This is a genomic window from Staphylococcus lutrae (genome assembly GCF_002101335.1).
Lineage (GTDB): Bacteria > Bacillota > Bacilli > Staphylococcales > Staphylococcaceae > Staphylococcus > Staphylococcus lutrae.
Genome location: NZ_CP020773.1, coordinates 1830037 through 1855423 on the forward strand (window position 1 = coordinate 1830037; position 25387 = coordinate 1855423).

General features: G+C 32.9%; 24 protein-coding genes and 1 pseudogene. 15 read left to right on the forward strand and 10 right to left on the reverse strand.

Annotated elements, in window-relative coordinates; translation table 11 throughout:
* The first annotated feature begins 16 nt into the window (after positions 1 to 16).
* Together B5P37_RS08500 and B5P37_RS08505 are read left to right on the forward strand one after the other, a co-directional pair.
* On the forward strand, positions 17 to 841 hold the full coding sequence (locus tag B5P37_RS08500; RefSeq protein ID WP_085237819.1) for a MetQ/NlpA family ABC transporter substrate-binding protein: 825 nt from the start codon (positions 17 to 19) through the stop codon (positions 839 to 841).
* A gap of 110 nt (positions 842 to 951) precedes the next feature.
* Positions 952 to 1776, forward strand: coding sequence for a MetQ/NlpA family ABC transporter substrate-binding protein (locus tag B5P37_RS08505; protein ID WP_085237820.1), 825 nt, complete (start codon positions 952 to 954; stop codon positions 1774 to 1776).
* 121 nt (positions 1777 to 1897) lie between these two features.
* Here the strand turns inward: B5P37_RS08505 and popT are convergent, their stop codons facing one another.
* On the reverse strand, positions 1898 to 2770 hold the full coding sequence (gene popT, locus B5P37_RS08510; RefSeq protein WP_085237821.1) for a polyprenyl-phosphate transporter PopT: 873 nt from the start codon (positions 2768 to 2770) through the stop codon (positions 1898 to 1900).
* 298 nt (positions 2771 to 3068) lie between these two features.
* On the opposite strand from popT, the gene sufC reads away from it, so the two are divergent.
* The 7 genes from sufC to istB all read left to right on the forward strand — a co-directional run bounded on the left by sufC (position 3069) and on the right by istB (position 10723).
* Positions 3069 to 3839 (forward strand): Fe-S cluster assembly ATPase SufC, encoded by a 771-nt coding sequence (gene sufC, locus B5P37_RS08515; protein WP_085237822.1) that lies wholly within the window; start codon positions 3069 to 3071, stop codon positions 3837 to 3839.
* A 21-nt stretch (positions 3840 to 3860) separates the two neighbouring features.
* On the forward strand, positions 3861 to 5168 hold the full coding sequence (sufD, locus tag B5P37_RS08520; protein ID WP_085237823.1) for a Fe-S cluster assembly protein SufD: 1308 nt from the start codon (positions 3861 to 3863) through the stop codon (positions 5166 to 5168).
* A 28-nt stretch (positions 5169 to 5196) separates the two neighbouring features.
* Positions 5197 to 6438, forward strand: coding sequence for a cysteine desulfurase (locus tag B5P37_RS08525; protein WP_014614445.1), 1242 nt, complete (start codon positions 5197 to 5199; stop codon positions 6436 to 6438).
* A complete protein-coding gene (gene sufU / locus B5P37_RS08530) occupies positions 6428 to 6877 on the forward strand; it encodes a Fe-S cluster assembly sulfur transfer protein SufU (RefSeq protein WP_019166867.1) in 450 nt (149 codons plus the stop codon). The genes B5P37_RS08525 and sufU overlap by 11 nt, the downstream gene beginning before the upstream one ends.
* Before the next feature lie 97 nt (positions 6878 to 6974).
* Positions 6975 to 8372, forward strand: a complete 1398-nt coding sequence (gene sufB / locus B5P37_RS08535; protein ID WP_085237824.1) for a Fe-S cluster assembly protein SufB — start codon at positions 6975 to 6977, stop codon at positions 8370 to 8372.
* A gap of 376 nt (positions 8373 to 8748) precedes the next feature.
* On the forward strand, positions 8749 to 9945 hold the full coding sequence (istA, locus tag B5P37_RS08545) for an IS21 family transposase (RefSeq protein WP_240622398.1): 1197 nt from the start codon (positions 8749 to 8751) through the stop codon (positions 9943 to 9945).
* A gap of 10 nt (positions 9946 to 9955) precedes the next feature.
* Positions 9956 to 10723 carry an IS21-like element helper ATPase IstB gene (istB, locus tag B5P37_RS08550; RefSeq protein ID WP_085236837.1) on the forward strand — a complete coding sequence of 256 codons (768 nt, stop codon included), beginning with the start codon at positions 9956 to 9958 and terminating at the stop codon, positions 10721 to 10723.
* A gap of 664 nt (positions 10724 to 11387) precedes the next feature.
* Here istB and abc-f read toward each other — a convergent pair.
* The 8 genes and pseudogenes from abc-f to B5P37_RS08590 form a co-directional block, all read right to left on the reverse strand.
* Positions 11388 to 12857: a ribosomal protection-like ABC-F family protein gene (gene abc-f, locus B5P37_RS08555; protein WP_085237826.1), complete on the reverse strand. Its 1470-nt coding sequence runs from the start codon at positions 12855 to 12857 to the stop codon at positions 11388 to 11390.
* 10 nt (positions 12858 to 12867) lie between these two features.
* Entirely contained in the window at positions 12868 to 13725 is an 858-nt protein-coding gene (locus B5P37_RS08560) for a phosphoenolpyruvate carboxykinase (ATP) (protein WP_085237827.1), read from the reverse strand.
* Complete coding sequence (locus tag B5P37_RS08565; RefSeq protein ID WP_085237828.1) at positions 13715 to 13969, reverse strand: hypothetical protein; 255 nt, start codon at positions 13967 to 13969, stop codon at positions 13715 to 13717. Before B5P37_RS08565 ends, B5P37_RS08560 begins: the two co-directional genes overlap by 11 nt.
* A gap of 68 nt (positions 13970 to 14037) precedes the next feature.
* Positions 14038 to 14169, reverse strand: a complete 132-nt coding sequence (locus B5P37_RS12270) for a hypothetical protein (RefSeq protein WP_275086687.1) — start codon at positions 14167 to 14169, stop codon at positions 14038 to 14040.
* A complete protein-coding gene (locus B5P37_RS08570) occupies positions 14147 to 14473 on the reverse strand; it encodes a S41 family peptidase (RefSeq protein WP_085237829.1) in 327 nt (108 codons plus the stop codon). The genes B5P37_RS12270 and B5P37_RS08570 overlap by 23 nt, the downstream gene beginning before the upstream one ends.
* Positions 14474 to 14592: 119 nt before the next feature.
* A pseudogene (locus B5P37_RS08575) lies at positions 14593 to 15734 on the reverse strand (IS3 family transposase).
* A gap of 79 nt (positions 15735 to 15813) precedes the next feature.
* Complete coding sequence (locus B5P37_RS11985; RefSeq protein WP_085237830.1) at positions 15814 to 16020, reverse strand: hypothetical protein; 207 nt, start codon at positions 16018 to 16020, stop codon at positions 15814 to 15816.
* A 1-nt stretch (position 16021) separates the two neighbouring features.
* Positions 16022 to 17605, reverse strand: a complete 1584-nt coding sequence (locus tag B5P37_RS08590; protein WP_169710796.1) for an ATP-binding cassette domain-containing protein — start codon at positions 17603 to 17605, stop codon at positions 16022 to 16024.
* Between the two features lie 192 nt (positions 17606 to 17797).
* Between B5P37_RS08590 and B5P37_RS08595 the strand changes: the two genes are divergently transcribed.
* From B5P37_RS08595 to B5P37_RS08605, 3 genes are read left to right on the forward strand one after another with little or no spacing between them, the layout of a single operon-like run.
* Positions 17798 to 18643 (forward strand): Rgg family transcriptional regulator, encoded by an 846-nt coding sequence (locus tag B5P37_RS08595; protein WP_085237832.1) that lies wholly within the window; start codon positions 17798 to 17800, stop codon positions 18641 to 18643.
* Positions 18615 to 20486, forward strand: coding sequence for a lantibiotic dehydratase (locus B5P37_RS08600; protein WP_169710797.1), 1872 nt, complete (start codon positions 18615 to 18617; stop codon positions 20484 to 20486). The genes B5P37_RS08595 and B5P37_RS08600 overlap by 29 nt, the downstream gene beginning before the upstream one ends.
* A 35-nt stretch (positions 20487 to 20521) precedes the next feature.
* Positions 20522 to 21577 (forward strand): thiopeptide-type bacteriocin biosynthesis protein, encoded by a 1056-nt coding sequence (locus tag B5P37_RS08605; protein ID WP_085237834.1) that lies wholly within the window; start codon positions 20522 to 20524, stop codon positions 21575 to 21577.
* Between the two features lie 78 nt (positions 21578 to 21655).
* Here the strand turns inward: B5P37_RS08605 and B5P37_RS08610 are convergent, their stop codons facing one another.
* Positions 21656 to 22186 (reverse strand): alpha/beta hydrolase, encoded by a 531-nt coding sequence (locus B5P37_RS08610; RefSeq protein WP_085237835.1) that lies wholly within the window; start codon positions 22184 to 22186, stop codon positions 21656 to 21658.
* A 120-nt stretch (positions 22187 to 22306) separates the two neighbouring features.
* Between B5P37_RS08610 and B5P37_RS08615 the strand changes: the two genes are divergently transcribed.
* Genes B5P37_RS08615 through B5P37_RS08625 form a run of 3 tightly spaced genes read left to right on the forward strand, consistent with a single transcriptional unit; the run spans position 22307 to position 25336 of the window.
* Complete coding sequence (locus tag B5P37_RS08615; RefSeq protein ID WP_085237836.1) at positions 22307 to 23155, forward strand: DUF72 domain-containing protein; 849 nt, start codon at positions 22307 to 22309, stop codon at positions 23153 to 23155.
* Between the two features lie 14 nt (positions 23156 to 23169).
* Positions 23170 to 23991 (forward strand): sulfite exporter TauE/SafE family protein, encoded by an 822-nt coding sequence (locus B5P37_RS08620; RefSeq protein WP_206168703.1) that lies wholly within the window; start codon positions 23170 to 23172, stop codon positions 23989 to 23991.
* A 22-nt stretch (positions 23992 to 24013) separates the two neighbouring features.
* Positions 24014 to 25336 (forward strand): bifunctional metallophosphatase/5'-nucleotidase, encoded by a 1323-nt coding sequence (locus B5P37_RS08625; RefSeq protein ID WP_085237837.1) that lies wholly within the window; start codon positions 24014 to 24016, stop codon positions 25334 to 25336.
* Positions 25337 to 25387 lie beyond the last annotated feature (51 nt).

Below are 25387 nucleotides of genomic sequence, written 5' to 3' on the forward strand. Positions count from 1 at the left end.
AAGGGAGAAATGTAGAATGAAGAGGATTTTATCGATTATTGTTATTTTAGCATTGGCAGTAGGACTTGCAGCATGTGGAAATAAAGCAGATACAAGCAAAGGAAACGACAAGAAAATTGTTGTCGGTGCATCTCCAGCGCCTCACGCAGAAATTTTAGAAGAAGCAAAACCGTTATTGAAAGAAAAAGGTTATGATTTAGAGATTAAAACGATTAACGATTACACAACGCCGAATAAATTGCTTGATGCAGGAGAGTTGGATGCAAACTATTTCCAACATACACCGTACTTAGACACAGAGAAAAAAGAGAAAGGCTATAAGATCGAATCAGCAGGTGATGTGCATATCGAACCTATGGCAGTCTATTCAAACAAATATAAAAGTTTAAAAGATTTACCAAATGGTGCAGAAATATTTGTATCAAACAATCCAGCAGAACAAGGTCGTTTCTTGAAATTCTTCGTTGATGCAGGTTTAATCAAAATTAAAGATGGTGTAAAAATTCAAAATGCGACATTTGATGACATTGTAGAAAACAGCAAAAACATCAAATTCAATAGCAAACAATCAGCAGAATTTTTACCAAAAACATATCAAAACAATGAAGGCGATGCAGTCATCATTAATTCTAACTTTGCAATTGAACAAAAATTGAATCCACAAAAAGATTCCATTGCAGTTGAAAAAGCAGAAGACAACCCTTATGCAAACTTAATCGCAGTGAAAGATGGACATAAAAATGATGAAAAAATCAAAGCATTAATGGAAGTTTTACATTCTAAAGAAATTAAAGATTTCATCAATAAAAAATATGATGGTGCTGTAATTCCGGCTGAATAAGCCGCATGGTATGTCAATTTGACAAAAAAGCGGGTGTGATAGCGCCCTTGAAAAGGAGACCACACCCTAAATCGTCTATAAATATGAAATAAAAGGGGAGAAAACGTCATATGAGAAAATTATCATTTTTGGTGACAGGATTACTTGTTTTAGCACTTGTTTTAACAGCATGTGGGAAGAGCGAAAATAGTAGTAAGAGTGACGATAAAAAAATCGTTGTAGCGGCTACACCGACACCACATGGTCAGGTAGCAAAAAAAGCTGGAGAGATTTTGAAGAAAAAAGGGTATGAAGTTGAGATTCGGGAAGTCAACGATTACAAAATTCCAAATAAATTGTTGGATAAAGGGGATGTGGATGCCAACTTATTCCAACACGTTCCATATTTAGAAGCTGAGAAAAAGTCGCACGGCTATAAGATAGAAGAAGTAGGTAAAGTATTGACAACACCTATGGCTGTGTATAGTAAAAAACATAAAAGCTTAAAAGATTTGCCAGATGGCGCTAAAATCTATATTTCTAACAACCCCGCAGAAGAAGGGCGCTTCTTATCATTTTTTGTAAAAGCAGGATTAATCAAAATAAAAGACGGTATTAAAATTGAAGATGCGAAGTTAGATGACATTACAGAAAATAAAAAGCATTTAAAATTTGATAATCAACAAGGTGCAGAATTTTTACCGAAAACGTACAACAACAATGAAGGTGACGCGGTAATTATGAATTCTAACTATGCCATTGACAATGGTTTGAAGCCGTTGGAAGATTCTATTGCTGTTGAAGATGAATCGACACCATTTGCGAATATTTTAGCTGTTCAAAAAGGACACAAAAACGATAAAAAGTTTCAAGAATATTTGAAAGCATTACAATCTGATGAAGTGCGTGACTACATTAAAAAAGAATTTGGCGGCGCAGTAATTCCAGCCAAATAGTATCAGTCGATCAACGTGAATACAAAAGCAGCTGTCAACTTGGAAACGGGATTCCAATGACAGCTGTTTTTATTTTTATAAAGTGTGACATGGCAATGGTGAGGGTACATGGTTTTTAACTTTATTCATTTGTTGTGTGTGTGACTGTATCATCGGTGAATCGACCTAAAATATGGCTAATTGCGAAGCCTACGAGCAGTGTCACAATCGAGATCATCCAGCTCAGCCCAGTCGTTGGCAGGCCAGGGAATACTGAAAAAAGTGAGCCGATGACAAGGCCTAATATCGCAGCATATGTTAAATAGGTATAATGTTCGAGTAAAAATGTGATGATCTTACTTGCAATAACAAAACCGATGACGACACCGACACCGACGAGTAATATGACAGGAAGTCCTTCAAAGTTAAAACGAACAGCTTCTGAAATAGAAAACGTCACTGTACTGTAAACGCCGAATAATAATAACACGAACGAACCTGAAATACCGGGTAATAGCATCGCACTTGATGCACAAATCCCTGCTATTAAGTATTTTATTAACATCGGTCCTGATACATCGATGTGTGAAGGTACAGCATGACTACTATCGCCTTTGAAAAACGCCATTGATGCTAAAATAATGACGCAGACAAGCATAACGAGCCAATGCTGAATGTGATAAGTCTGTCTATATCTTGAGATGCGTAATAAAAATGGAATAATCCCTAATATCAGTCCAAAGAAAAAGAACATAGTCGGGACGGGATGTTCCGCTAATAAATAATTAATGACACTACTTAAAATGCCGATAGCTAAGCCCATACCTATCACGATCGGTAATAAAAATAAAATACTCTTTTTAAAATTCTTTGAGAAAACACCACTTACAGATTGAATAAAATCATCATATATTCCGAGTAATAACGCAATTGTACCGCCACTTACGCCTGGGATTAAATCACTGACCCCCATTGCGAAACCACGAGGAATATTAGAAAGTTTAAATTTCGACATAATTGTAATCCTTTCTTTTTTATCCATACATCATAACATATTATTTCGTAGAGCGATGTATCATTATCTTATATTGATTTGAATGAGAACAGAGGGCTGTTGATTATCATTATTGTTTTATTAAAATAATGGAATCAAGTTTGACTTGCTATCGAACTTTATAACTTGAAATGGTTTGTAATTCGCCCTGTTTTCGATATAATAAGCTACGGACAAATGGAGAAAACCTTTTGACGTTACTTTAAAATTATTATAAACTAATCTATGGAATCTAACATTATTTTGGAGGGAATATATCATGCCATCAACATTAGAAATTAAGGACTTACATGTGTCTATTGACGATAAAGAGATCTTAAAAGGTGTTAACTTGACAATCAACACAGGGGAAATTCATGCCATCATGGGGCCAAACGGTACAGGGAAATCAACACTATCTTCAGCAATTATGGGCCACCCATCATATGAAGTGACACAAGGTGAAGTGTTATTAGATGGAGTAAATGTTTTAGAATTAGAAGTTGATGAACGTGCCAAAGCGGGTCTTTTTTTAGCTATGCAATACCCATCAGAAATTACCGGTGTGACGAATGCAGATTTTATGCGTTCAGCAATTAATGCACAACGTGAAGAGGGTAACGAAATTAACTTAATGCAATTTATCAAACAACTCGATCAAAAAATGGACTTCTTAGATATGGATAAAGATATGGCGCAACGTTACTTGAACGAAGGATTCTCCGGTGGTGAGAAAAAACGTAACGAAATTTTGCAGTTAATGATGTTACAACCTAAATTTGCAATTTTAGATGAAATTGACTCTGGTCTCGATATCGATGCTTTAAAAGTGGTTTCAAAAGGAATCAATGAAATGCGTGGCGACAACTTTGGCTCACTTATCATTACGCATTACCAACGTCTCTTAAACTATATCACGCCGGATTATGTCCATGTGATGTATAACGGTATCGTTGTTAAATCAGGTGGTGCTGAGTTAGCGAAACGCCTTGAAGCAGAAGGTTATGAATGGGTTAAAGAAGAATACGAATCAGTAACGGCAAACCAATAATCATCACAGGAGGAAATAATTATGACGACTGAAACATTAAATATTTCTGAAGATCAACTTGTTGATTATTCACAAGCCCATAACGAACCTTCGTGGATGACTGAATTAAGAAAAAAAGCACTTAAACAAGTCGAATCTTTAGAAATGCCTAAACCAGATAAAACAAAATTAACGAAATGGGATTTTGACTCATTTAATCAGCATGAAACAGAAGGTGCTGTATACAACGATTTAAAAGAATTACCGAAAGAAATCGATCGTATTATTAACGTCGAAAACACTGAAAACTTAGTGATTCAACATAACAATACCCTTGCTTATACGAAAGTGAATGATCAAGCTAAAAAAGATGGCGTAATCATTGAGCATATTCAAGAAGCGCTTGTGAATCATAGTGACTTGGTCGAAAAATACTTTATGAAAGATGCTGTATCTGTGGACGAACATCGTCTTACGGCTTTACACACGGCATTAATGAACGGTGGTATTTTCGTCTATGTACCGAAAAATGTTGTTGTCGAACATCCAATTCAATATGTTGTACTTCATGACGATGACAATGCAAGTTTCTTCAATCATGTTTTATTAGTGACTGAAGAAAGTGCTGAAGTGACGTACGTAGAAAACTATTTATCAACAGCGAGTGGCGAAGGAAACCAATTGAATATTATTTCAGAAGTGGTTGCTGGCGCGAACTCTAACATTTCATATGGTTCTGTTGACTTTTTAGACCAAGGTTTTACAGGTCATATCATTCGTCGTGGTGTGACTGCAGCAGATGCCTCTATTCGTTGGTCATTAGGTTTAATGAATGAAGGCGACCAAATTATTGATAATACAACAAACTTAATTGGTGACCGTTCATCTTCTGAGCTTAAATCAGTTGTGGTTGGACGTGGTACACAAACAATTAACTTAACATCTCGTATTGTGCAATACGGTAAAGAAACAGATGGCTATATCTTGAAGCATGGTGTGATGAAAGAAAATGCTTCTTCTATCTTTAATGGTATTGGTCATATTAAACATGGCGGTTCAGGTTCATCAGCTAACCAAGAATCACGTGTGCTCATGCTTTCTGAAAATGCACGTGGTGATGCGAACCCAATTCTATTAATCGATGAAGACGATGTAGAAGCAGGACACGCAGCATCAGTAGGTCGTGTAGATCCAGAACAACTTTACTACCTTATGAGTCGTGGTATTTCGCAATCAGAAGCAGAACGTCTTGTTATTCACGGTTTCTTAGATCCAGTTGTACGTGAATTACCAATTGAAGATGTTCAACGTCAATTACGTGAAGTGATTGAGCTGAAAGTAGGCAAATAATACAATTCAAGAAAGGTCTGTGATTGTAGTGGCCGATACAAAACTAAATGTAGAAGCAATTATCAAAGACTTTCCCATTTTAGAACAACAAGTCAATGGGAAACGTCTTGCATATTTGGATTCAACAGCAACAAGTCAAAAACCGAAGCAAGTGATTGACGCTTTGTCAGATTACTATGAGCGTTACAATTCGAACGTGCATCGTGGGGTGCATACACTCGGTTCACTTGCGACAGATGGTTACGAAGGGGCACGTGAAACAGTCCGTCGTTTTATCCATGCGAAATATTTTGAAGAAATTATTTTTACTCGTGGTACAACGGCAGCGATTAATATGATTGCGCATAGCTATGGAGATGCCAATGTCGGTGAAGGTGACGAAATTGTTGTCACACAAATGGAGCACCATGCGAATCTTGTCCCTTGGCAACAACTCGCGAAACGTCAAGGTGCGACATTAAAATTTATCCCGATGGCAGAAGATGGTACGATTACATTAGAAGCTGTGCGTGAGACAGTTTCAGAACGTACGAAAATTGTAGCAATTGCGCATGTTTCTAACGTATTAGGAACAATTAATGATATTAAAGCGATTGCAGAAATTGCGCATGAACATGGTGCGATTATTTCAGTTGATGGTGCACAGTCTGTTCCACATATGAAAGTAGATGTTCAAGATTTGAATGTTGATTTTTATAGTTTTAGTGGCCATAAAATGCTTGGACCAACAGGAATTGGTGTCCTTTATGGAAAACGAGAACACTTGAATCAAATGGAGCCTACTGAGTTCGGTGGCGATATGATTGATTTTGTGGACTTGTATGACAGTACTTGGACAGACTTACCGACGAAGTTTGAAGCAGGCACACCTTTAATAGCTCAAGCGATTGGTTTACAAGCAGCTATTGAATACATTGAGTCTATTGGTTTTGATGCGATTCATGAACATGAACAAGCTTTAACAACGTATGCCTATGAACAAATGTCACAAATTGAAGGTATCGACATTTACGGACCATCTAAAGACAAACGTGCAGGTATCATTACGTTCAATCTTAAAGATGTACATCCACATGACGTTGCGACTGCTTTGGATACTGAAGGTGTTGCCGTGCGTGCAGGTCACCATTGTGCACAACCATTAATGAAATGGTTAAACGTTTCTTCAACAGCGCGTGCAAGTTTTTATATCTATAATACAAAAGAAGATATCGATCAACTTGTCGAAGGATTGAAACAAACGAAGGAGTTTTTCTCATATGAATTTTAATAATCTAGACCAATTATATCGTTCGGTGATTATGGATCATTATAAAAATCCGCGAAATAAAGGTGTCATTGAAGACGGGACGATGACTGTCGATATGAACAATCCCACTTGTGGTGACCGTATTCGCTTAACATTTGATATTGAAGACGGTGTCATTCGTGATGCAAAATTTGAAGGTGAAGGTTGTTCGATTTCGATGTCGAGTGCGTCGATGATGACTGAAGCGATTAAAGGGCATAGTTTAAAAGAAGCCATGCAAATGAGCCAAGAATTTACGAAAATGATGCTCGGTGAAGATTATGAAATCACTGAGGAAATGGGAGATATTGAAGCATTACAAGGTGTTTCTCAATTCCCAGCCCGCATTAAATGTGCCACACTTGCATGGAAAGCACTTGAAAAGGGTACTGTAGAAAAAGAAGGTAAAAGTGAAGAATAGTCGTTTGTGAGAATTTTTTACACAGCGATAACGATAGAGTTGAAAATGAGTTGTCATAAGGCACTCATGAATGAATTAGAAATAGGAGTGATGATTGATGGCTAAGAAAGCACCTGATGTAGGCGATTATAAATATGGCTTCCATGATGAAGACGTATCGATTTTTAGATCAGAACGTGGCTTAACAGAAAATATTGTACGTGAAATTTCAAAAATAAAAGATGAACCGGAATGGATGCTCGATTTCCGTTTAAAATCTTTAAAACAGTTTTACAAAATGCCAATGCCACAATGGGGCGGCGATTTGTCAGAGTTAGATTTTGATGACATCACATATTATGTCAAGCCTTCTGAACGTTCCGAACGTTCTTGGGATGAAGTGCCTGAAGAAATTAAACGTACTTTCGATAAATTAGGAATTCCAGAAGCAGAGCAAAAATATTTAGCTGGGGTTTCTGCACAATATGAATCTGAAGTTGTTTACCATAATATGGAAAAAGAACTTGAAGAAAAAGGGATTATCTTTAAAGATACTGACACAGCTTTAAAAGAAAATGAAGAATTATTTAAAAAATATTTTGCATCGGTCATCCCTGCTGCAGACAATAAATTTGCGGCTTTAAACTCGGCTGTATGGTCGGGGGGGTCTTTCATTTACGTGCCGAAAAATATTAAATTAGACACACCACTTCAAGCGTATTTCCGTATTAACTCAGAAAACATGGGACAATTTGAGCGTACGTTGATTATTGCTGATGAAGGCGCATCTGTAAATTATGTTGAAGGTTGTACAGCACCGGTATACACAACGAATTCACTACACTCAGCAGTTGTTGAAATCATTGTTCACAAAGATGCACATGTTCGTTATACAACGATTCAAAACTGGGCGAATAACGTCTATAATCTTGTAACGAAGCGTACGTTTGTCCATGAAAATGGAAATATGGAATGGGTTGATGGTAACTTAGGCTCTAAGTTAACGATGAAATATCCATCATGTGTATTGCTTGGCGAAGGTGCGAAAGGAAGCACACTTTCTATCGCATTTGCCGGTAAAGGTCAAGTTCAAGATGCTGGGGCTAAAATGATTCACAAAGCACCGAATACTTCTTCAACCATCGTCTCTAAGTCAATTTCAAAAGACGGCGGTAAAGTTGTTTATCGTGGTATTGTACATTTTGGACGTAAAGCAAAAGGTGCCCGTTCAAACATTGAATGTGATACGTTAATTCTTGATAACAAGTCAACATCTGATACGATCCCATATAATGAAATTTTCAATGACAACATCTCTTTAGAACATGAAGCAAAAGTATCTAAAGTTTCAGAAGAACAACTTTTCTACTTGATGTCTCGTGGTATTTCGGAAGAAGAAGCGACTGAAATGATCGTTATGGGCTTCATTGAACCATTTACAAAAGAATTACCAATGGAATATGCTGTCGAAATGAACCGTTTGATTAAATTCGAAATGGAGGGCAGCATCGGATAATTGATTGTTGCCAACGCAGATTTAAAAAGGTGACAAGGTGGAAAACCCACTTTGTCACCTTTTTTTCGGGCTCTTTGGTTAGGGGATGACCTTTTTAATCATAATGATATAACATTAATGTTAGAATGTGATAACTCTTGTCCTAGTGAGATTTATAATAATTTTAAGATTAATGCTTCCAAAATATTTAGTCATTATTTTATATACAATGGTATTGTAAATGGCGGTTATAAAATGTAGGAAAATGGCGGAATGAAAATGCTGTTTTTCCTACATTTTTTATTTTCTAAAATATATAATCATGTCTTAACTCAATCTTTGAATGGAGGTTGTTTGATTGAGACATGATATATACGAAGGAGTGTCATTTTACATTATGAAAGGCATAAAACCAAATTACGCTGAGCTGGCTAGACAATATCATTGCGATCCAAGGACAGTAAAAAAATATTATGAGGCTGGGAAAGGCAATGAGTTGAAAAAATTAAAAACAAGAAAAACGACAAAGAGAGTATCAAAATTAGAACCCTATAAAACGCTCATAGACGAAAAATTAGAGCTAGGTTGTACGGCTATGGCGATTTATAAATATATTACTAAAAAAGGGTATGAAGGCAAATATACGATTCTAAGAGAATATTGTAAGAATAAAAAAGGAAAGGAAATTAAAAAAGCAACTATACGGGTAGAAGCACGACCCGGTATAGCTGCTCAAGTAGACTGGAAAGAAGATATGGTCATGCATGATAAATTTGGGAAACGTTATCAATTTAATATCTTTCTTTACGTTCTACACTATTCAAAAATGAAGTATATCACATTAACTTGGGATAGAAAACAAGATACATTATTTCAATGTTTGAAAGAATCTTTTGAGTACACTGGAGGTGTTCCTAAGGAGATATGGTTCGATAATATGAAAACGGTCGTTGATCGTCCTAGAACACAATATAGAAAAGTGGTATTTAACGCCCTTTTTCATCAATTTAGTAAAGATGCAAACTTTGAACCCATCGCGTGTAGGCCTTATAGGCCGCAAACCAAGGGCTCTGTGGAATCTTTAGCTAAATTTGTGGAACAACGTTTAAGGCCCTACGATTACGAATTTTATGACGCTGTTGAACTTATCAGTCTTGTCAATCACTTTTGTCATGAAATGAACCATAACGAAATATCGCAAGCAACTGACTGCTATCCAATTGATTTATTCAATTCTGAAGAAAAACATCTATTGAACCCGTTTAATGTGCAGTTACTAGACACCTATGTCGAAGATGAATGCATTCGAATCGTTTCTAAAGAGTCGATGGTTAATTTTAGAAAAGGTAAATATTCAGTACCTACAAAGTTTATTGGAGAGGAGGTTCAATTAATCTTTAATGAATTGACTGACGAATTATCCATCTACTTTGATGCCGAGTTAATTAGAACCCATCATTTATCGGAAAAGAAATTCAATTATGTTACCGAAGATATGTGTGAGATATTGAAGTCTGATGCATTCAAGCACAAAGACGATCAAGAAATTCTTACTTATATCGAAGATTCATTATTAAAATATGACGAGGTGTAGGAGAACAGATATGTATACAGACCATCAAAAGCTATTAGAAAATTTTCAACTGCTCAATCTAAAAATGATTAAAGACTATTATCCGAAGTATTTAGAATCACTATCCAAGAATCAAAAATCTTTAACTGAAATTTTACTTGAGTTGACAGAAAAGGAAGTAGAATATCAAGCTGAACAAAAATTTAAACGCGCTATTAAGTTAGCACGTTTCCCTAAGGTTAAATATTTAAGTGACTTTGATTTCACGTTTCAACCAAGCATTAATAAACAAGAAATACTCACATTAAAATCCATGCATTTTCTAGAGAAGAATATCAATATATGCTTCTTAGGTAATAGTGGTGTCGGTAAGACACATCTAGCAATATCGCTAGGCGTAGAAGCCTGTAAACAAAATATCAAAACTCGATTCTATACTTTTAAAGAGTTAATTGAACTCTTAACCACTTCAGAGGAGAAAGGAATCACCAATAAAACTTTAAAACAATTAAACAGAATTGAACTGCTTATCATTGATGAAATAGGCTATACCCCCATCTCAAAAGAACAGGCAGACCTCTTCTATCAATTGATGTCACTCAGGTATGAAATGAAATCCACAATCATAACGACGAATATCCCATTTTCTAGTTGGGGAGACTCATTTAGTAACAAGATAGCGTCAGCAGCCATTATTGATAGACTTATTCACCATTCAAAAATATTTAAAATTACAGGCGATTCATACCGACTTAAAGACTATAAAAGTGAAAAAAGTTTAAACATACGTCATTCTTAAACCGCCAAAAAACGACATTTTCAAACCGCCATAAAACAACATTTTCAAACCGCTATTGACAGGTATTTCACCATGATTGAAAGATAGATCCGAAAATAGCGCACTAGAAGAAATCACTTCTTTCTTACAACACCTTCATTTATTTTTAAAGGTATTTTTTCGCTTCTTTAAATCGACATACAATGAAATGGCTCCGCTAAATAATACAGATAAAGGGATTAAGCATAAAAAAACATCAAAACCTTTATATAAGCAAAAGGTAATTTTAATCTTGAATTTTTAAGTGTCTTGTCACATAAACCTAGCGATGCTCAAAAATCAAAAAGCTGCAACATTCATCTCAATTTTGAAATAGATCGGAAAGATCATTAAATCTCATCAACACAAGCCCCATGAGAAACATCCTATTAAATGTAATAGCAATCTATACGATTAGAAATAAACATCCCTTCCCAAAACAATTTATTTCTAAAAATTTCCAATTATTAAAATAACATTCGAAATTGCGTTTTAGAATACACCCCATAAGAGAGACTCAAGTACTCACTTGATGGCGTGTGTTTTATCCTTCTAATGTATTGGAAAAATCATTTATTCCTCTACCAAAAGCATTAAACTTCATACATTGTCATAAGAACAAGTGACTTTCTACTCAGATTGGAACTTATATTCTTTGTAGACGCGCATTTTTAATCTCCCAAACTTGCGTGGCAACTTTGTCTACAAAGGCTTGATCATGTGTTGTAAAGATAACCGTGCCTTTATAACTCATCAAAAGATTTTCAAGCGCTTCTATTGTGTAAACATCCATAAAATTCGTAGGTTCATCTAAAATTAATACGTTAGAGGGTTCTAATAACAATTTGGCGATACTCAGTTTAGTCGCTTCTCCCCCACTTAATTCATTCATTTTTTTCGTATTGATTTCGAGTTGGCTAAATCCAAGGTTTAAAAGAACCGTTTTAATCAAGCTGTTTTCATAATCACTTTTCTCTTCAAGATACTTAATCAATGTTTGATCGTCATCCAAAATATAACCCATTTGTTCATAAACTTTAATTTTAGCATTTTTAGAAATAGTCATTCCTTCTTCATTTCTAATTATATAATTGAGAAGAGAGGTTTTACCCGTGCCATTATCACCTATAATCGCTATTTTTTCGCCTTTTTCAAATTGAAAGCTAAGACGATTAAAAATTGTTTTATCGTTAATTGTGAGTGTGATGTCCTCGCCCATAATAGGAAACCTTTTATGCATTTCCAAACTTTTTACAGTAGGAAACTCAATTTGAGGAAGCTCTCCAATTGTTAAATCCTCTCCTATATTTTCTATTCTTTTCTCAATATTTTTAGCATTTTTAAAAATACTTTTCTGTACAGTATCTTTTTGTTTTGAGGCTGCTAAACGATTCGGTTTAATATGACGCTTTCTCTGCTTTTTGCTTATTTTTTCAATACTTTCTGCTTGCTTTCTTTTTTCTTCCAAAGATTTTTGTAACCTCTTCCTTTCTTTTTGCTTCTTATCATTTTCATTTTTAACAGCTTCTAACATTTCATTTTTCTGTTGCATATAATCGTCATAGTTCCCTAAATATACATTAATTTGTCCATCTTCAATTTCCCATATTTGCGTTGCAATTTCATTGATAAAATCTCTATCGTGACTCACAAATATGACTAAGCCATAATGGTAATTTAGAATAGATTTCAACTGATTTATCCCTTTATAATCCATATGAGTAGTAGGTTCATCTAATAATAAACCTTCAGTATAATAAGACAGACCTTCTGTTAAAAGTAGCTTACGTTTTTCTCCCCCACTTAAGTGTGTCATTGTAATATCTGGAACATGAAATTTTGATAGCAACTCAAAATCTAATGTATTGGTATCTACTGTCAGTTGATCATATTCAATTTGAGGAATATATGTCATTTTAATATATGTTTTGATGGTCCCTTCATGCGGAGTGATAATACCATGAATCAGCTTTAAAAGTGTTGTTTTCCCAGAACCATTCTTTCCTACGATGGCTATCCTTTCATTTTTATAAGCCGCTAACGTTTTAATTGTAATCAGCGCTTTTGTGCCGTACGTAAATTTCACATTTTCCAATTTAATTGCTAAATTATTCATGCTCTCACCCCTAGATGTCTAACACCTTTAAGACGTCATTTAAATCTCTAACGTTAATTTTAGCTGGTGTTTTTTTTAATTGTAAATATATTTTCATAAGAGTATTTACTATATCCATTGAAATACAAGCTTGTTTTAAAAATAATTTAAAAAAATCTTCTGGACTATCGACGTCTTTAAAATTGTCGCTTATAAAATAAATCTCATCGATATAACTGGCTTTTTCGAAAAATGACCAATCATTTACATCAGTTATGTGAATTAGAGCGGTTTGCAATCCATTTGCTAATGAAAAAAAAGGGGGGGAATTATCTTTATCTATAAGTAATCTCTGAATTCTTTTTTCAAAAAGAAATTTATTAGTATTTCTGATTCCTATTGGCTTTTTAAAAGGGAGAATGGAACCATCTATATTATTTATCACTACCAAATCATCACTGATAAGTTTACATTTTAAATCCATTAATTCCATTATTAAAGTTGTTTTACCTGATTTACTTGGTCCCAAAATAACAACTGTTTTATTTTTTATACGAATTGCACATCCATGAAAAAAAGAAAACTGTTTTTGAAAAAATGGTACAGTAATAGGAGGTAAAAAAGTCACTTTATCGGTCCACTTTTTCATCATTTTTTTTGATTTACCATGGGTTATCTTTATATTGTTGTTATCTATTAACTCACTCAATAAATATTTATTATTTCCATTGTTCTCTATTTTAACGTAATAAATTGGTTTTAAACCGGATTCATCTATATATTCTCTATAGATATAGGTAATTTGATTTAACACATTCAAGTCATTAGTCTCAATATTAATTAAATTATTATAAAAGTTAAAATTTTTCTCATAAGACTTACAAATCATGCTCTTTATTTACACTTTCATTGAATTCACGTATTGTATTGAAAATTTGTTTTTTTACTTCCGATTTTTGTTCATCTACAATACTGTATGATTCTAATATATATTTATATATCCATTCCTGATCTTTTCCATTGATGTAATTATCTATAATTAAGGTTGCAGTTTCATTTAAAAAAATAGGATCTTCATCTTCGATATCTAAAATAGCTGTGTTATCTGTTAAAATTAAATTGTATTTTTTCATATACATCATCCAATCTTATAAATATTAAAAAAGAATAAAGAGATAAACTCTTTATTCTTTTGGTGTGGCTAGCGTCCTCCTATTATAAGCTCGCCTCTATGCGCACCACTCGCATATAGTGAAGATTCTACCGTCAAACCTTTAGTTTTAATACTTTTTACTTCTAACTTACTAATTTTAGGCTTCTTCCATTGTTTCATTATAATCACCCCCTTTCAATTCATTGTAGCTTTTGATTACCGGAAAATTATATTCCTTTTTAATTTTAAATTTAGATTTAATTTTATAATATTGATTAAAATCAAAATGTTTATTAATATCGAAACTCAAACTCAACTTATGTTTAGGAATAAGGATTTCCACATTGTTAATGAATTGTCTATTATAAATATATTTTTTGCCATATGTTTTACTTCCAATTATTAATGTATTATAACTATCTGCCATTTGTTCAACAAATAACTCAGCAGAGCTGCATGTAGTATTAGAAACTAATAAACTAATTTTGGATTTGTGTCAAGAAATCGGACACAGTGAATTTATAATTTTACCTCGCTCTGCTCGGTTTCCTATTCAAAAATAAACTTATTAAATCATATAAGTTCATTTTTAAACAGGTCATTTTATGAAAACATTTTTTCAAATTCAAGTGGACTTAGATAATTTAGTGTTGAATGAATTCTTTTGGAATTATAGAATGTCACAATATATTCTATAATACTAAACATTGCCTCATTACGCGTTTGAAAATTACAATGATGAATGAGTTCTTTCTTTATTATACTGTGAAATGACTCTATACACGCATTGTCATAACAATTTCCCTTCCGACTCATACTCGTTATTATTTCGTTTTCTCTTAATATATTTTGATATTCTATTGAGGCATATTGACTTCCTCTATCAGAATGGTGTATTAAACCTGCTGTTGGCTTCTGTGCAGTAAATGCTCTTTCTAGTGCTGAAATCACTAAATCTTTCGTCATTCTGTTCGACATTGACCAACCTATTATTCTTCTTGAGAATAAATCCATCACTGTTGCGAGATACACCCATCCTTCCCGTGTATAAATATAGGTAATATCTGATACCCATACCACACCTGGCTTTTCAACTTTAAATCGTTGGTTTAGTAAATTCGGATATATTGGTAGATTGTGTTTAGAATCTGTTGTTGCTTTATATTTCTTCTTTGTGATTGATCTGATACCCATTTCTTTCATCAATCTTGTTACTGTACGCTGTGAAACCTTTATTCCTTCTTTCATCAGTTCCTTTGTGATTTTTGGACTGCCGTACCTTTTTTGACTTCCAATATAAACTTTATAGATTTCCTTTTTTAATCTATCACGTCTCTTTTGTTGTGATGAAGCTGGACGTTTTTTCCAATCATAATATCCACTTTTTGAAACACCTAATACTTTGCACATCTTAGTCACACGAAATTCGTGCCGGTGTTGATATATAAATTCATAAATTATTTCTGGTCTTTGGCAAAGATGTGCATAGCCTTTTTTAATATTCGATTCTCTTCTTCAAGTTCCTTAAGTCGCTTTTGTAATTCGACTTCTGTTTGTTTTACTGGTGTTAATTTACCGCTACCAACAAAAGATGCTTCGCCACCTTCACGATACTTACTCAGCCATTTTGTAAGTGTTTGTATCGGTATATCAAGGTCTCTTGAGACCTCAGTCGCTTTTCTACCTGATTCAACCAGTTTTATTGCTTCCATCTTAAAGTTATGCTCATATCTTCTCTTAGTCATGACAGACACTCCCGTAAATTAATAATATTATTATAAACTATTTATTATCAATTCGCTGTGTCCGTTAATGAGTCTAACATCAAACCTTATTTTTTCCTGCTTTCCAGTTTTCGATTATTAATGGAGAGTTTTCATTAACTTCTACAATAATTTTATTTATGATATAGTCCGGTAACGGTGGATATGCATCAAGAATTTTCAGATGATTTTTTTTGTTTTTAGTTATCAATCCAAATGACTTTAAATATTCCTCTACAGTATCAACTCCAAAATATATAACCTCCATATTAAATATCACGATTCCTTTCTACATAATTGGCAAAATCAATGATATAATCAAATTTTTCAGAAATATATTGAGGTGTGTTATGTGAGATGATGATGACTGTCTTATGATTAATATTCATGAGTAAATCCCAAAATACCTGACTCGTACTTTCATCTAAATTTGATGTAGGTTCATCAAAAACTAATGTATCTTTATCTGACAATAGTCCCCTTAGCAGCAACACCCTTCTTTTTTCACCACTCGACAATTTATCAATACTTTTTTCGAAAATGACATTGTCTGGCAATAATTTATTAATAATGAAATATTGCTTCTCAGTCGCGGTATTATTGAATATGATGTTGTATAGCACAGTTTCATCAAATAATATATTTTCTGTCATGATATAGGATGTTTTTTTCAATGGATTCCCATGTTCATTCAGTTGTTTATCGTCATATTGAATAACTCCCGCATCTATCGGGCTCAATCCTAGAAGCGCGTCAATAAAAATAGATTTACCTATGCCACTTCTTCCAATAATTAAATGCTTTTTGTTTTTGCAAAATTCTACATCTTTATAAATTAAATTATAATTTTTGATATTAAGTTCTAAACCACTAGCATGTATTTTGTCTTTAAAATCAATCGTTACCAATTCACTATCATCTATTGTATTATAATTGTTAGATAATTGGCTTCTTAGTTTCTTTGTGCTATTAATACTATTTATATTTCTTGAAAGGCTAAGTATGGGCATGCTCAGTTGATCCACTAATCCTAATAATGTGATTACTGTACCTGGATTAATAGCATTTTTATAAACTAAATAAATTGCAATAGTTAATACTATAAAGTGTGATAAGTACGAACTTAATGAATAAGCAGCATTTAAAGTAACTTGATAATTCTTAGATGTTGCCCAACTCTTTTTTTCTACTCCAACATTAGTTATGAATTTTCTATAATAATGCTTTCTTAATTCGAATACTTTTATATACTTCAAATTATCCATCAAGTTTTTATAAAATTTTAAATTCACACCTTTTTGTTCATACAATTTCTCTTCTAAGTGAGCAAGTTTATTTTTAAATAATTTTGTGATTAGTAGTGGAAGAAACATCATTAGGACCACAATAAGTCCTACATAAATATTGATATATAGAAGCGCAACCGATACAAATAGTACTCTAAATAATAAGTACAGTACATCAAAAAATGCCTTATAGTAACTATATTCTAAACTATCAATAATATTTGTCAGTTTATTCAAATTATTTTCCTTAATATTTTCTATGTCTTTGTAATGCTTTAAATTAAGTATTGTTTTTCCAACATCATTTTTTTGTTTAGCCAAAGCTTCTTTAATCAAATTATTTTCATACAACCATTCAATATAGTATAGCAGCACTTCAAAAAATATTGTTAATCCCAAAAATATAATAAATAGACTCATATGGCTGAATTTCAATTCAATTGCATTTTGGAATATGTCCCCTTTTAAAAACTGAATGAAAGTGCCAGTTAATGTTGATGCAAGTAGTATTATTAAAAGAACTAGTAGCGATCTATTCCTAACACTCATTATTAAACTTTTTTTCATAAAAATCACCATATATTGAGATTAGTAGATACCTATCCATACAGTACGTAGTATTAAAAAGCCTATTGCTCCTTTAAGTAATAAGTGAAACATATTAATCACCTCATTTCTGTTCTTGTACACTATGTTATATGCAATTAAACTATAATGTTTTATAATGTAAACTAAAGTTTACATTTTTAGGGGGATATTATGTTTGGTGCTACAATAGAAATAATTCGTAAAAACAAAAACATTCCTGTTACTTCATTGTGTGAAAATATTTTCACTAGGAGTGCTTATTACAAATACGTAAATAATAGAATGGATACAAGTATAACTAATTTTTTTTCTTTACTTGATAGGCTCAATATAACACCGGAAGAATTTTTAATAATACATGAAAATGGACGCTCTAATAAAGCAATGAAAGTATTAGAAACACTTGATCATTTCACAATAAAAAAGGATGTTTCATCTTTAAAATCAATGACTAAGATTATAAGTATTCAATTTTCAGAACCTAAAAGAAGTCATTTACTTGAAGTAGTTGATTCTAGGATTAATAAAATTCTTAATATTGAAAATTCTATTAAATGTCAAAATATATCTCGTTATCTAATAGACGCAGAATATTGGACAAAATATGAATTGACAATTTTTTCTAATTGTATGTATATATTTGATATAGAATTAATTGATATACTTCTATCAAAATGTTTGAAAAGATTTACCAAGTTTGAAGATTTAAGGCCTTATGGGAATGATCAAGTAAGAATAATAGTAAATGCATTAGTTATCGCAATTGAACGTAACGATAGAATACATTTTAATAAATGGTTAAGTATGGCTTATAACATTAGCGTAAAAGAAAATAATTTCTTTGAACTTTATATGATTAAATTATTTAAACTTTTCGAAACCTATCTAAAAAGTCCTAATAATAATATCGAAAATGCTATAGTCCTACACATAAAGTTTTGTGATAGCATAGGTGCTAATAATTACAAAAATATGTTTGAAAGTTTATTTGAAAAAATTCAAAAAATCAGATGGTAAAAAGGGGGGGCTTATGTATGACCTTTTAAATATTGTGTGCATAAGAATGGCAAACAACTCTAGGAGTACCACTAATAGTTATCTTGAAAAGCAAATATTTACTAGCTCTAGGAGTTTATATGAACAAATATACAGTAAAAATAAAGGGGAGATGAATTATAAAGCGGAACATGCTTTAAGAAACTATATGAAAAGAAGCATCTATCGTGCTACTCCTTATAGACTTCTTTCTTCTTTTAAATTTCTCGATATTAAAGCAAGTAACTCAATGCTCAAAAATTATATATCTATAAATAATAATTTCAAAGTATATACTAATATCGATAGTTTATGGTTAAAAAACTATATCAGTAGTTTGAAAATAAACAACTTAGGTCATTTGTTATTTAAATGCAATGAGAATGTTATAAATATAACAGAGATTTATATTTATAACGAATGGAATAGTTCGAAAAAAATTTTAAAAACATCTAACAATATTATTATAACAGAGATTTTAAATTTCACTAAATCACCTAAATCTTATAAAGAGATATCTAATCATTTAAATCATCTATTTGCTTCTATCTCTAAAAATGTTGTTGAATGTATACTCATTGAGTTACTTAAAACTGAACTACTATTAACAAATTTAGATCAAAAAATTTATTATCATAATTTTCAGGCTCTAGATAGGTTTTTAAAGGAAGAATCATTAAATTATAATAAACATACTCATAACATCATTATAAAAAACATTAATAAAATAAATACTACAGTTGATAAACTTGATATAAATATTATAAAAGAAATTGAAAAATGTTTAAAAAGCATAGCAGAAAGTTCTTCTTATCTAAATTTTGATACAGAGTCTAATATTAATCACTTCAATATTGATATGAATAGGATAAAGAAAGATTTCAATTCATTTGTGAAATTTATTCAAAAATATGCTTCTAGAAAAGATTATGATAAACGATATAGGGCAGATGTTCTATTTTTACTAGATCGGTTTGGTGATGGCATAGTTAAATTCACTGATTTTTATTCAGATTATACACAAGTGAGACAGAAACATTTGTACATGGCAAATAATTACGATGATATTTTTCTATATTTAAAGAAAGAAATTTCTATATTATCAGAAATATCCAAATTGCAACGTAGTCAGAGTATTGATTTATCACATTTAAAGTTAAATAATTTTGACGAAAACAAGAAATATTCACCATCATTTCACTTATCAGTTAATATTTTTTCTAAAGATGGCAAGACCTTAAAATACAATTTATCTGATTATATTTGTAAAAATGGAATTGCAAAATCAGAAGGAAGACTGTCTTATATAAATAAAAACATTTATTCGAATTTAAGATATATTGATGAGTCAATATTTAAAATGAATAATTTGAAGACTATTTCTATAAATTATTTCCCTAAAAATCCTTATTTTATAAATATAATGAAAGACTTTTGTGAATCGGAGTATTCATTTTCAATGAACTCGTGGGCAAAAAATGATGAATTTGACATTGAAAACCTTTATATAAAAGTTATTGATGGGAAAATATTTCTTTTAGAAGTAAAAAATTCAAATATAGAAATAGTAAGTTTCAATCAATATAACGTAGCTAATGCACTAGATTTAGCACCAGAGTTAGTTAAGGATTTATTATATTGGAGTGATAATTACTTTGCAGACTCCTATTCATTGTTTTATGATCTGCAAAGTATAAGAAATAATCACATAGTGTTCCCAGAAATTAAATATGAAAATATAACTTTGTTTCCAAAATCGTGGATTTTAAATTTAATGATTGAGAATAAATTAAAAAAGAACCTTTTATCAAAGAATTACTTGTAAAAATAAAAATATTTAATATACCTAGATATGTATATGTGAGACAATTTGATAGAAGGATATTTATAGATTTATATAATGAATATGATTTAAACTTTATATGGAAATTATACAATTTAAAAAAGAGATACAATATTTATTTCGAAGATATTTCGTATGATATTAATGAATCTATTGTTTCTAATAAACAAAATGATAAATACTTAACTGAAGTTATGTTTAATTTCATTAAAACTGAACCGTCATTATCAGAACAAATTTATGATGAGGTTAAATGTCATGGGATCTCTAAAACATACACTCCTATTGATAGCAACTGGTTTCAATATAACATTATTCTTCCTAAAGAATTTCAAAATGATTTTATTGCATATACACTTGAAAACCTTATATCTGATATTAATGATTTTTCTCCATTAAAGAGTTATTTTTTCATACCATATTTCGATAATTACCACCACATCAGGATTAGATTAAAATTCAAAGAAATAATTGATTTAACTCAAATAAACAATATTTTTTCTAAATATGCTAAAAGAAATACTTTAATAGAATATGAAATCGCTTTTTATAAACCGGATCTACACAAATATAAAAATAAAATGGTACTGTATTTTGCTGAAGAACTTTTTTATATAGATAGTATATTAACGATATCTATATGTAAGATGAATTCAAAGAATAAACGCAATATAGTTCTCACTTTAATATTTAAAATTTTATCTACTTACTCAAGTTCTTTATCTGATCAATTCAGAGTAGCGAGTAAATATTACAACAAAAAAGAATATTCATCCATTTTTAGATATAATGAAAAACAATATATAGAAATATTTAAAAACAGTTACACATTATACGATACTGATGAATTAATTAGCAATAGCGACTTGAAAAAATGGAACACATATTTATCTCGTTTGCTTAATTGTCAAGGTTTTATTAACTTAGCTGAGAATGACAAACATTCTATTATAAGAAATATTATACATCTGTTGTGTCTAAGAACTTTTGGGACCAATTCTGATGAAGAGAATATTTGTATAAATATTGTTTGTAGAGTAATAAATCGAGAGATAAGAAAAACTAAAAGTTAATTTGAGATATAATTGGGGGCTTTAAGATGTAGGAAAATGGCGGAATGAAAATGCTCTTTTTCCTACATTTTTTATTTTCTAAAATATATAATCATGTCTTAACTCAATCTTTGATTGAGTGGGCGCTTGCATCAGTGGCGAGGCTGCACATAAGGTATGGGTGGACACGGTATCAAAATATTCTACCACGGCATCTTGTCCTAAATGTTGATGATGTGTGTAAAGTACATCTGTAACAGGGGCAAATGCAATCACTTGCTGAAATAAAGTGGCATTCAGTAGAACGAGTTGCCCACCAACGGAATGTCCGATACCTACAAGGTGTTGAGGTTGATATTCTGATACTTTAAAATGTTCCACTGCGGCAGCCACATCTTCACTTGGTATTGGCCAAGGATGGGAAGTGCCCCGACGGTATTCAATATTCACGACGGAGTATCCCGATTCAATCAAAAAGTCAATCATCGGGTCCATCAGTGTTTTATCATATTTTTGACGCCAATACCCACCATGTACGAGAACAAGCCATGAATTCAATGTATTTGTTTCATTATGATAGACGTCGTAGTGTTGGTCTCTATGCGTGCCGTAAGCGATTTGTTGGACCATAAGTAAACACCTCTTTTACATATTTGTTATCCTCATATACCCTCTGTTATATGAAAACAAACAGAATTGTCATCGCGTACATCTGGCGATGGATATGATAAAATGAAGTCGGTGATGATAATGATAGAAATTGGTCTCACAGGGTGGGGCGACCATGACACCCTGTATGAAGATTTACAACGAAAAACAGATAAGTTACAGACCTATGCCAGTCATTTTCCGGTCGTGGAATTAGATGCTTCGTACTATGCTATTCAACCTGAACGAAATATGATCAAATGGGTGAATGAAACACCAGAACGGTTTAAATTTGTCGTAAAAATTCATCAAGCTTTAACGTTACATGCTGATTATCACGACTATGCTGAGACAATCGAAGTACTTTTTAATGATTTTCGTCTTATGTTACAACCGTTGATTGATGCACAACGTTTAGCGATGGTCTTAGTACAGTTTCCACCATGGTTTGATTGTAATGCTAAAAATATTAAGTACATCCGATATGTACGTGCACAATTACAACAACTCCCCGTATGTATAGAGTTTCGACATCAATCTTGGTTTCGTGCAAATATGCTAGAGCATACTTTAGCTTTTTTGACAGAACACGAATTGATTCATGCGGTGTGTGATGAACCTCAAGTGGGAGAAGGATGTGTGCCACTTGTCAATCGTATTACGCATCAAACAGCGCTCGTCCGCTTGCACGGGCGTAATCGACACGGGTGGACTAAAAAAGACATGACGGATCAAGAATGGCGAGATGTCCGTTATCTATATAATTATTCGCCAGAGGAATTGCAACAACTTGTTGATAAAGTGAAATTATTAGATCAAAAAGCACAACAAGTGTATGTGATATTTAATAACAACTCTGGGGGACATGCAGCAGAGAATGCGAAACATTTTCAGCAGCTATTAGGAATAGATTATGAAGGTTTAGCACCGCAACAACTGAAGTTATTTTAAAGGGAGGGCTGTCCATGTTGAGTGTGATCATTTTGATTTTTGTGGGGTTTTTATCTGCGATTATTGGTGCTTTAGTAGGCATCGGTGGCGGCATTATTATCGTGCCAACACTCATCTATTTTGGCGTTTCACTCCATGTTTTAGAGGGGATAACACCTCAAACCGCAATTGGGACGTCTTCCATTATTTTAATTGCAACAGGCTTATCATCAACGATGGGATATTTAAAGCAAAAGCAAGTAGATGTTAAAAATGGGATTATTTTTACAATTGGTATTATTCCAGGGGCGTTGATTGGGGCATATTTAAGTCAATATTTAACCATTCATTCATTTAATCTCTATTTTGGTATTTTTCTCATCATCGTATCAATTTTATTAATGGTACGTCACCGCATCCCGCCTATTAAAGCGTTTCAACAACCACGTTATATGAAATCATTTACAGATGCACATGGTGAACAATATCGATACGGTGTTGTGCCGTCCATTGCGATTGTCGCTTCATTCGTCATTGGGCTAACTGCGGGCCTATTTGGTATTGGTGGGGGCGCATTAATGACACCACTCATGTTACTTGTGTTTCGCTTTCCACCGCATGTCGCAGTCGGCACAAGCATGATGATGATTTTCTTTTCAAGTGTGGCAGGTTCAATTGGGCACATTGTTTTAGGACATGTCGTATGGGGATACAGTATCATACTTATTTTATCAAGTTGGGTTGGGGCACAACTCGGTGTGAAGTTAAACAAAGCAGTGAAGTCAGATACGATTGTCTTAATCTTACGTTTAGTTATGTTGGGATTAGGACTGTATCTCATTATTCAATCATTATAAATGAACAAAGCGAGGCGAGTTGATGCGTTTAACCATTTATCATACAAATGATATTCATAGTCATTTACATGCGTTTTCACGGATTACGGCATATTTAAAGACAGCACGTCAGCAATTGTCCCATCCTTCTCGTTATGTTGATATCGGTGATCATGTTGATTTGTCTTTACCAGTGACAGAAGCCACATTAGGGCAGCGCAATATACAATTGTTAAATGATGCAGGATGTGATGTCGCAACGCTTGGAAATAATGAAGGGATGACGATTTCTCATGAAGCTTTGAATGCATTGTACGAAGCGGCACGATTCAAAGTCATTTGTGCGAATGTCTTAGATGAATCGGGACAATTACCTCAACATGTGGTTTCTTCATATATTGAGGAAATTGAAGGGGTTCGTTTGATGTATGTGGCTGCAACGGCACCTTTCACACCCTTTTATCGTGCATTAGATTGGGTGGTGACAGACCCGCTTGATGCGATTAAGCAAGAGATTGCAGTACATCAAGGCGCATATGATGTGCTCATTGTATTAAGTCATGTGGGCCTCTTTTTTGATGAACGTCTATGTGAGGAAATTCCAGAAATTGATGTCATTTTCGGCGCACATACGCATCATTATTTCGAACGAGGTGAAGTGAGAAATGGTGTATTAATGGCTGCGGCAGGAAAATATGGTCATTATTTAGGTGAGGTGACATTAGAAATTGATGAAGGTGTCGTTGTGGAGAAAAAGGCAACATTGCATGAACTTGAAGAATTACCACAAGTGACTACTGATTTTGAATCGGAAGGGAAAGCGTTACTCAGCGATATTGTTGTGAACCAACCCATGACATTACAGCGGGCGACGAATTTTATTACTGAAGCGAGCTATTTATTAGCAGAAAGTGTGCATGAATTTACCCAAGCCGATTGTACGTTAATTAATGCAGGACTACTCGTTAAAGGGTATGACAAGAAAAAATTAACCGCATATGATATCCACCAGATGTTACCGCACCCCATTAATGTTGTACGTATTCAATTGACGGGTGCTGCGCTGAAAGAAGTCATTAAGAAAGCACGCGCGCAAGAGTATATGTACGAGCATGCGCAAGGCTTAGGTTTCAGGGGCGATATCTTTGGAGGATATATTTTGTTTCAGGCGGGCTATGTGTGCTCGAGTGACCGTTATTTTGTCGATGGGACAGAAATAGAAGATGAAGCGATGTACGTATTAGGAACTGTGGATATGTACACGTTTGGACGTTATTTCCCAACATTAAAAGGTGCGCGCATCACCTATTTAATGCCCGAATTCTTAAGAGATATTTTTAAAAACAAATTGTTAGCGATTTCATAGACTGGAACAGAAGATTTTAATTTTTTGTAAATTTAGATATAATGAAGTTAG

Excerpts from the sequence above, each read along its gene's own strand:
- B5P37_RS08500 (WP_085237819.1), top strand. The coding sequence starts at position 17 with ATGAAGAGGATTTTATCGATTATTGTTATTTTAGCATTGGCAGTAGGA.
- B5P37_RS08505 (WP_085237820.1), top strand. The coding sequence starts at position 952 with ATGAGAAAATTATCATTTTTGGTGACAGGATTACTTGTTTTAGCACTT.
- popT (WP_085237821.1), bottom strand. The coding sequence starts at position 2,770 with ATGTCGAAATTTAAACTTTCTAATATTCCTCGTGGTTTCGCAATGGGG.
- sufC (WP_085237822.1), top strand. The coding sequence starts at position 3,069 with ATGCCATCAACATTAGAAATTAAGGACTTACATGTGTCTATTGACGAT.
- sufD (WP_085237823.1), top strand. The coding sequence starts at position 3,861 with ATGACGACTGAAACATTAAATATTTCTGAAGATCAACTTGTTGATTAT.
- sufU (WP_019166867.1), top strand. The coding sequence starts at position 6,428 with ATGAATTTTAATAATCTAGACCAATTATATCGTTCGGTGATTATGGAT.
- sufB (WP_085237824.1), top strand. The coding sequence starts at position 6,975 with ATGGCTAAGAAAGCACCTGATGTAGGCGATTATAAATATGGCTTCCAT.
- istA (WP_240622398.1), top strand. The coding sequence starts at position 8,749 with ATGAAAGGCATAAAACCAAATTACGCTGAGCTGGCTAGACAATATCAT.
- istB (WP_085236837.1), top strand. The coding sequence starts at position 9,956 with ATGTATACAGACCATCAAAAGCTATTAGAAAATTTTCAACTGCTCAAT.
- abc-f (WP_085237826.1), bottom strand. The coding sequence starts at position 12,857 with ATGAATAATTTAGCAATTAAATTGGAAAATGTGAAATTTACGTACGGC.
- B5P37_RS08560 (WP_085237827.1), bottom strand. The coding sequence starts at position 13,725 with ATGATTTGTAAGTCTTATGAGAAAAATTTTAACTTTTATAATAATTTA.
- B5P37_RS08565 (WP_085237828.1), bottom strand. The coding sequence starts at position 13,969 with ATGAAAAAATACAATTTAATTTTAACAGATAACACAGCTATTTTAGAT.
- B5P37_RS12270 (WP_275086687.1), bottom strand. The coding sequence starts at position 14,169 with ATGAAACAATGGAAGAAGCCTAAAATTAGTAAGTTAGAAGTAAAAAGT.
- B5P37_RS11985 (WP_085237830.1), bottom strand. The coding sequence starts at position 16,020 with ATGGAGGTTATATATTTTGGAGTTGATACTGTAGAGGAATATTTAAAG.
- B5P37_RS08590 (WP_169710796.1), bottom strand. The coding sequence starts at position 17,605 with ATGAAAAAAAGTTTAATAATGAGTGTTAGGAATAGATCGCTACTAGTT.
- B5P37_RS08595 (WP_085237832.1), top strand. The coding sequence starts at position 17,798 with ATGTTTGGTGCTACAATAGAAATAATTCGTAAAAACAAAAACATTCCT.
- B5P37_RS08610 (WP_085237835.1), bottom strand. The coding sequence starts at position 22,186 with ATGGTCCAACAAATCGCTTACGGCACGCATAGAGACCAACACTACGAC.
- B5P37_RS08615 (WP_085237836.1), top strand. The coding sequence starts at position 22,307 with ATGATAGAAATTGGTCTCACAGGGTGGGGCGACCATGACACCCTGTAT.
- B5P37_RS08620 (WP_206168703.1), top strand. The coding sequence starts at position 23,170 with ATGTTGAGTGTGATCATTTTGATTTTTGTGGGGTTTTTATCTGCGATT.
- B5P37_RS08625 (WP_085237837.1), top strand. The coding sequence starts at position 24,014 with ATGCGTTTAACCATTTATCATACAAATGATATTCATAGTCATTTACAT.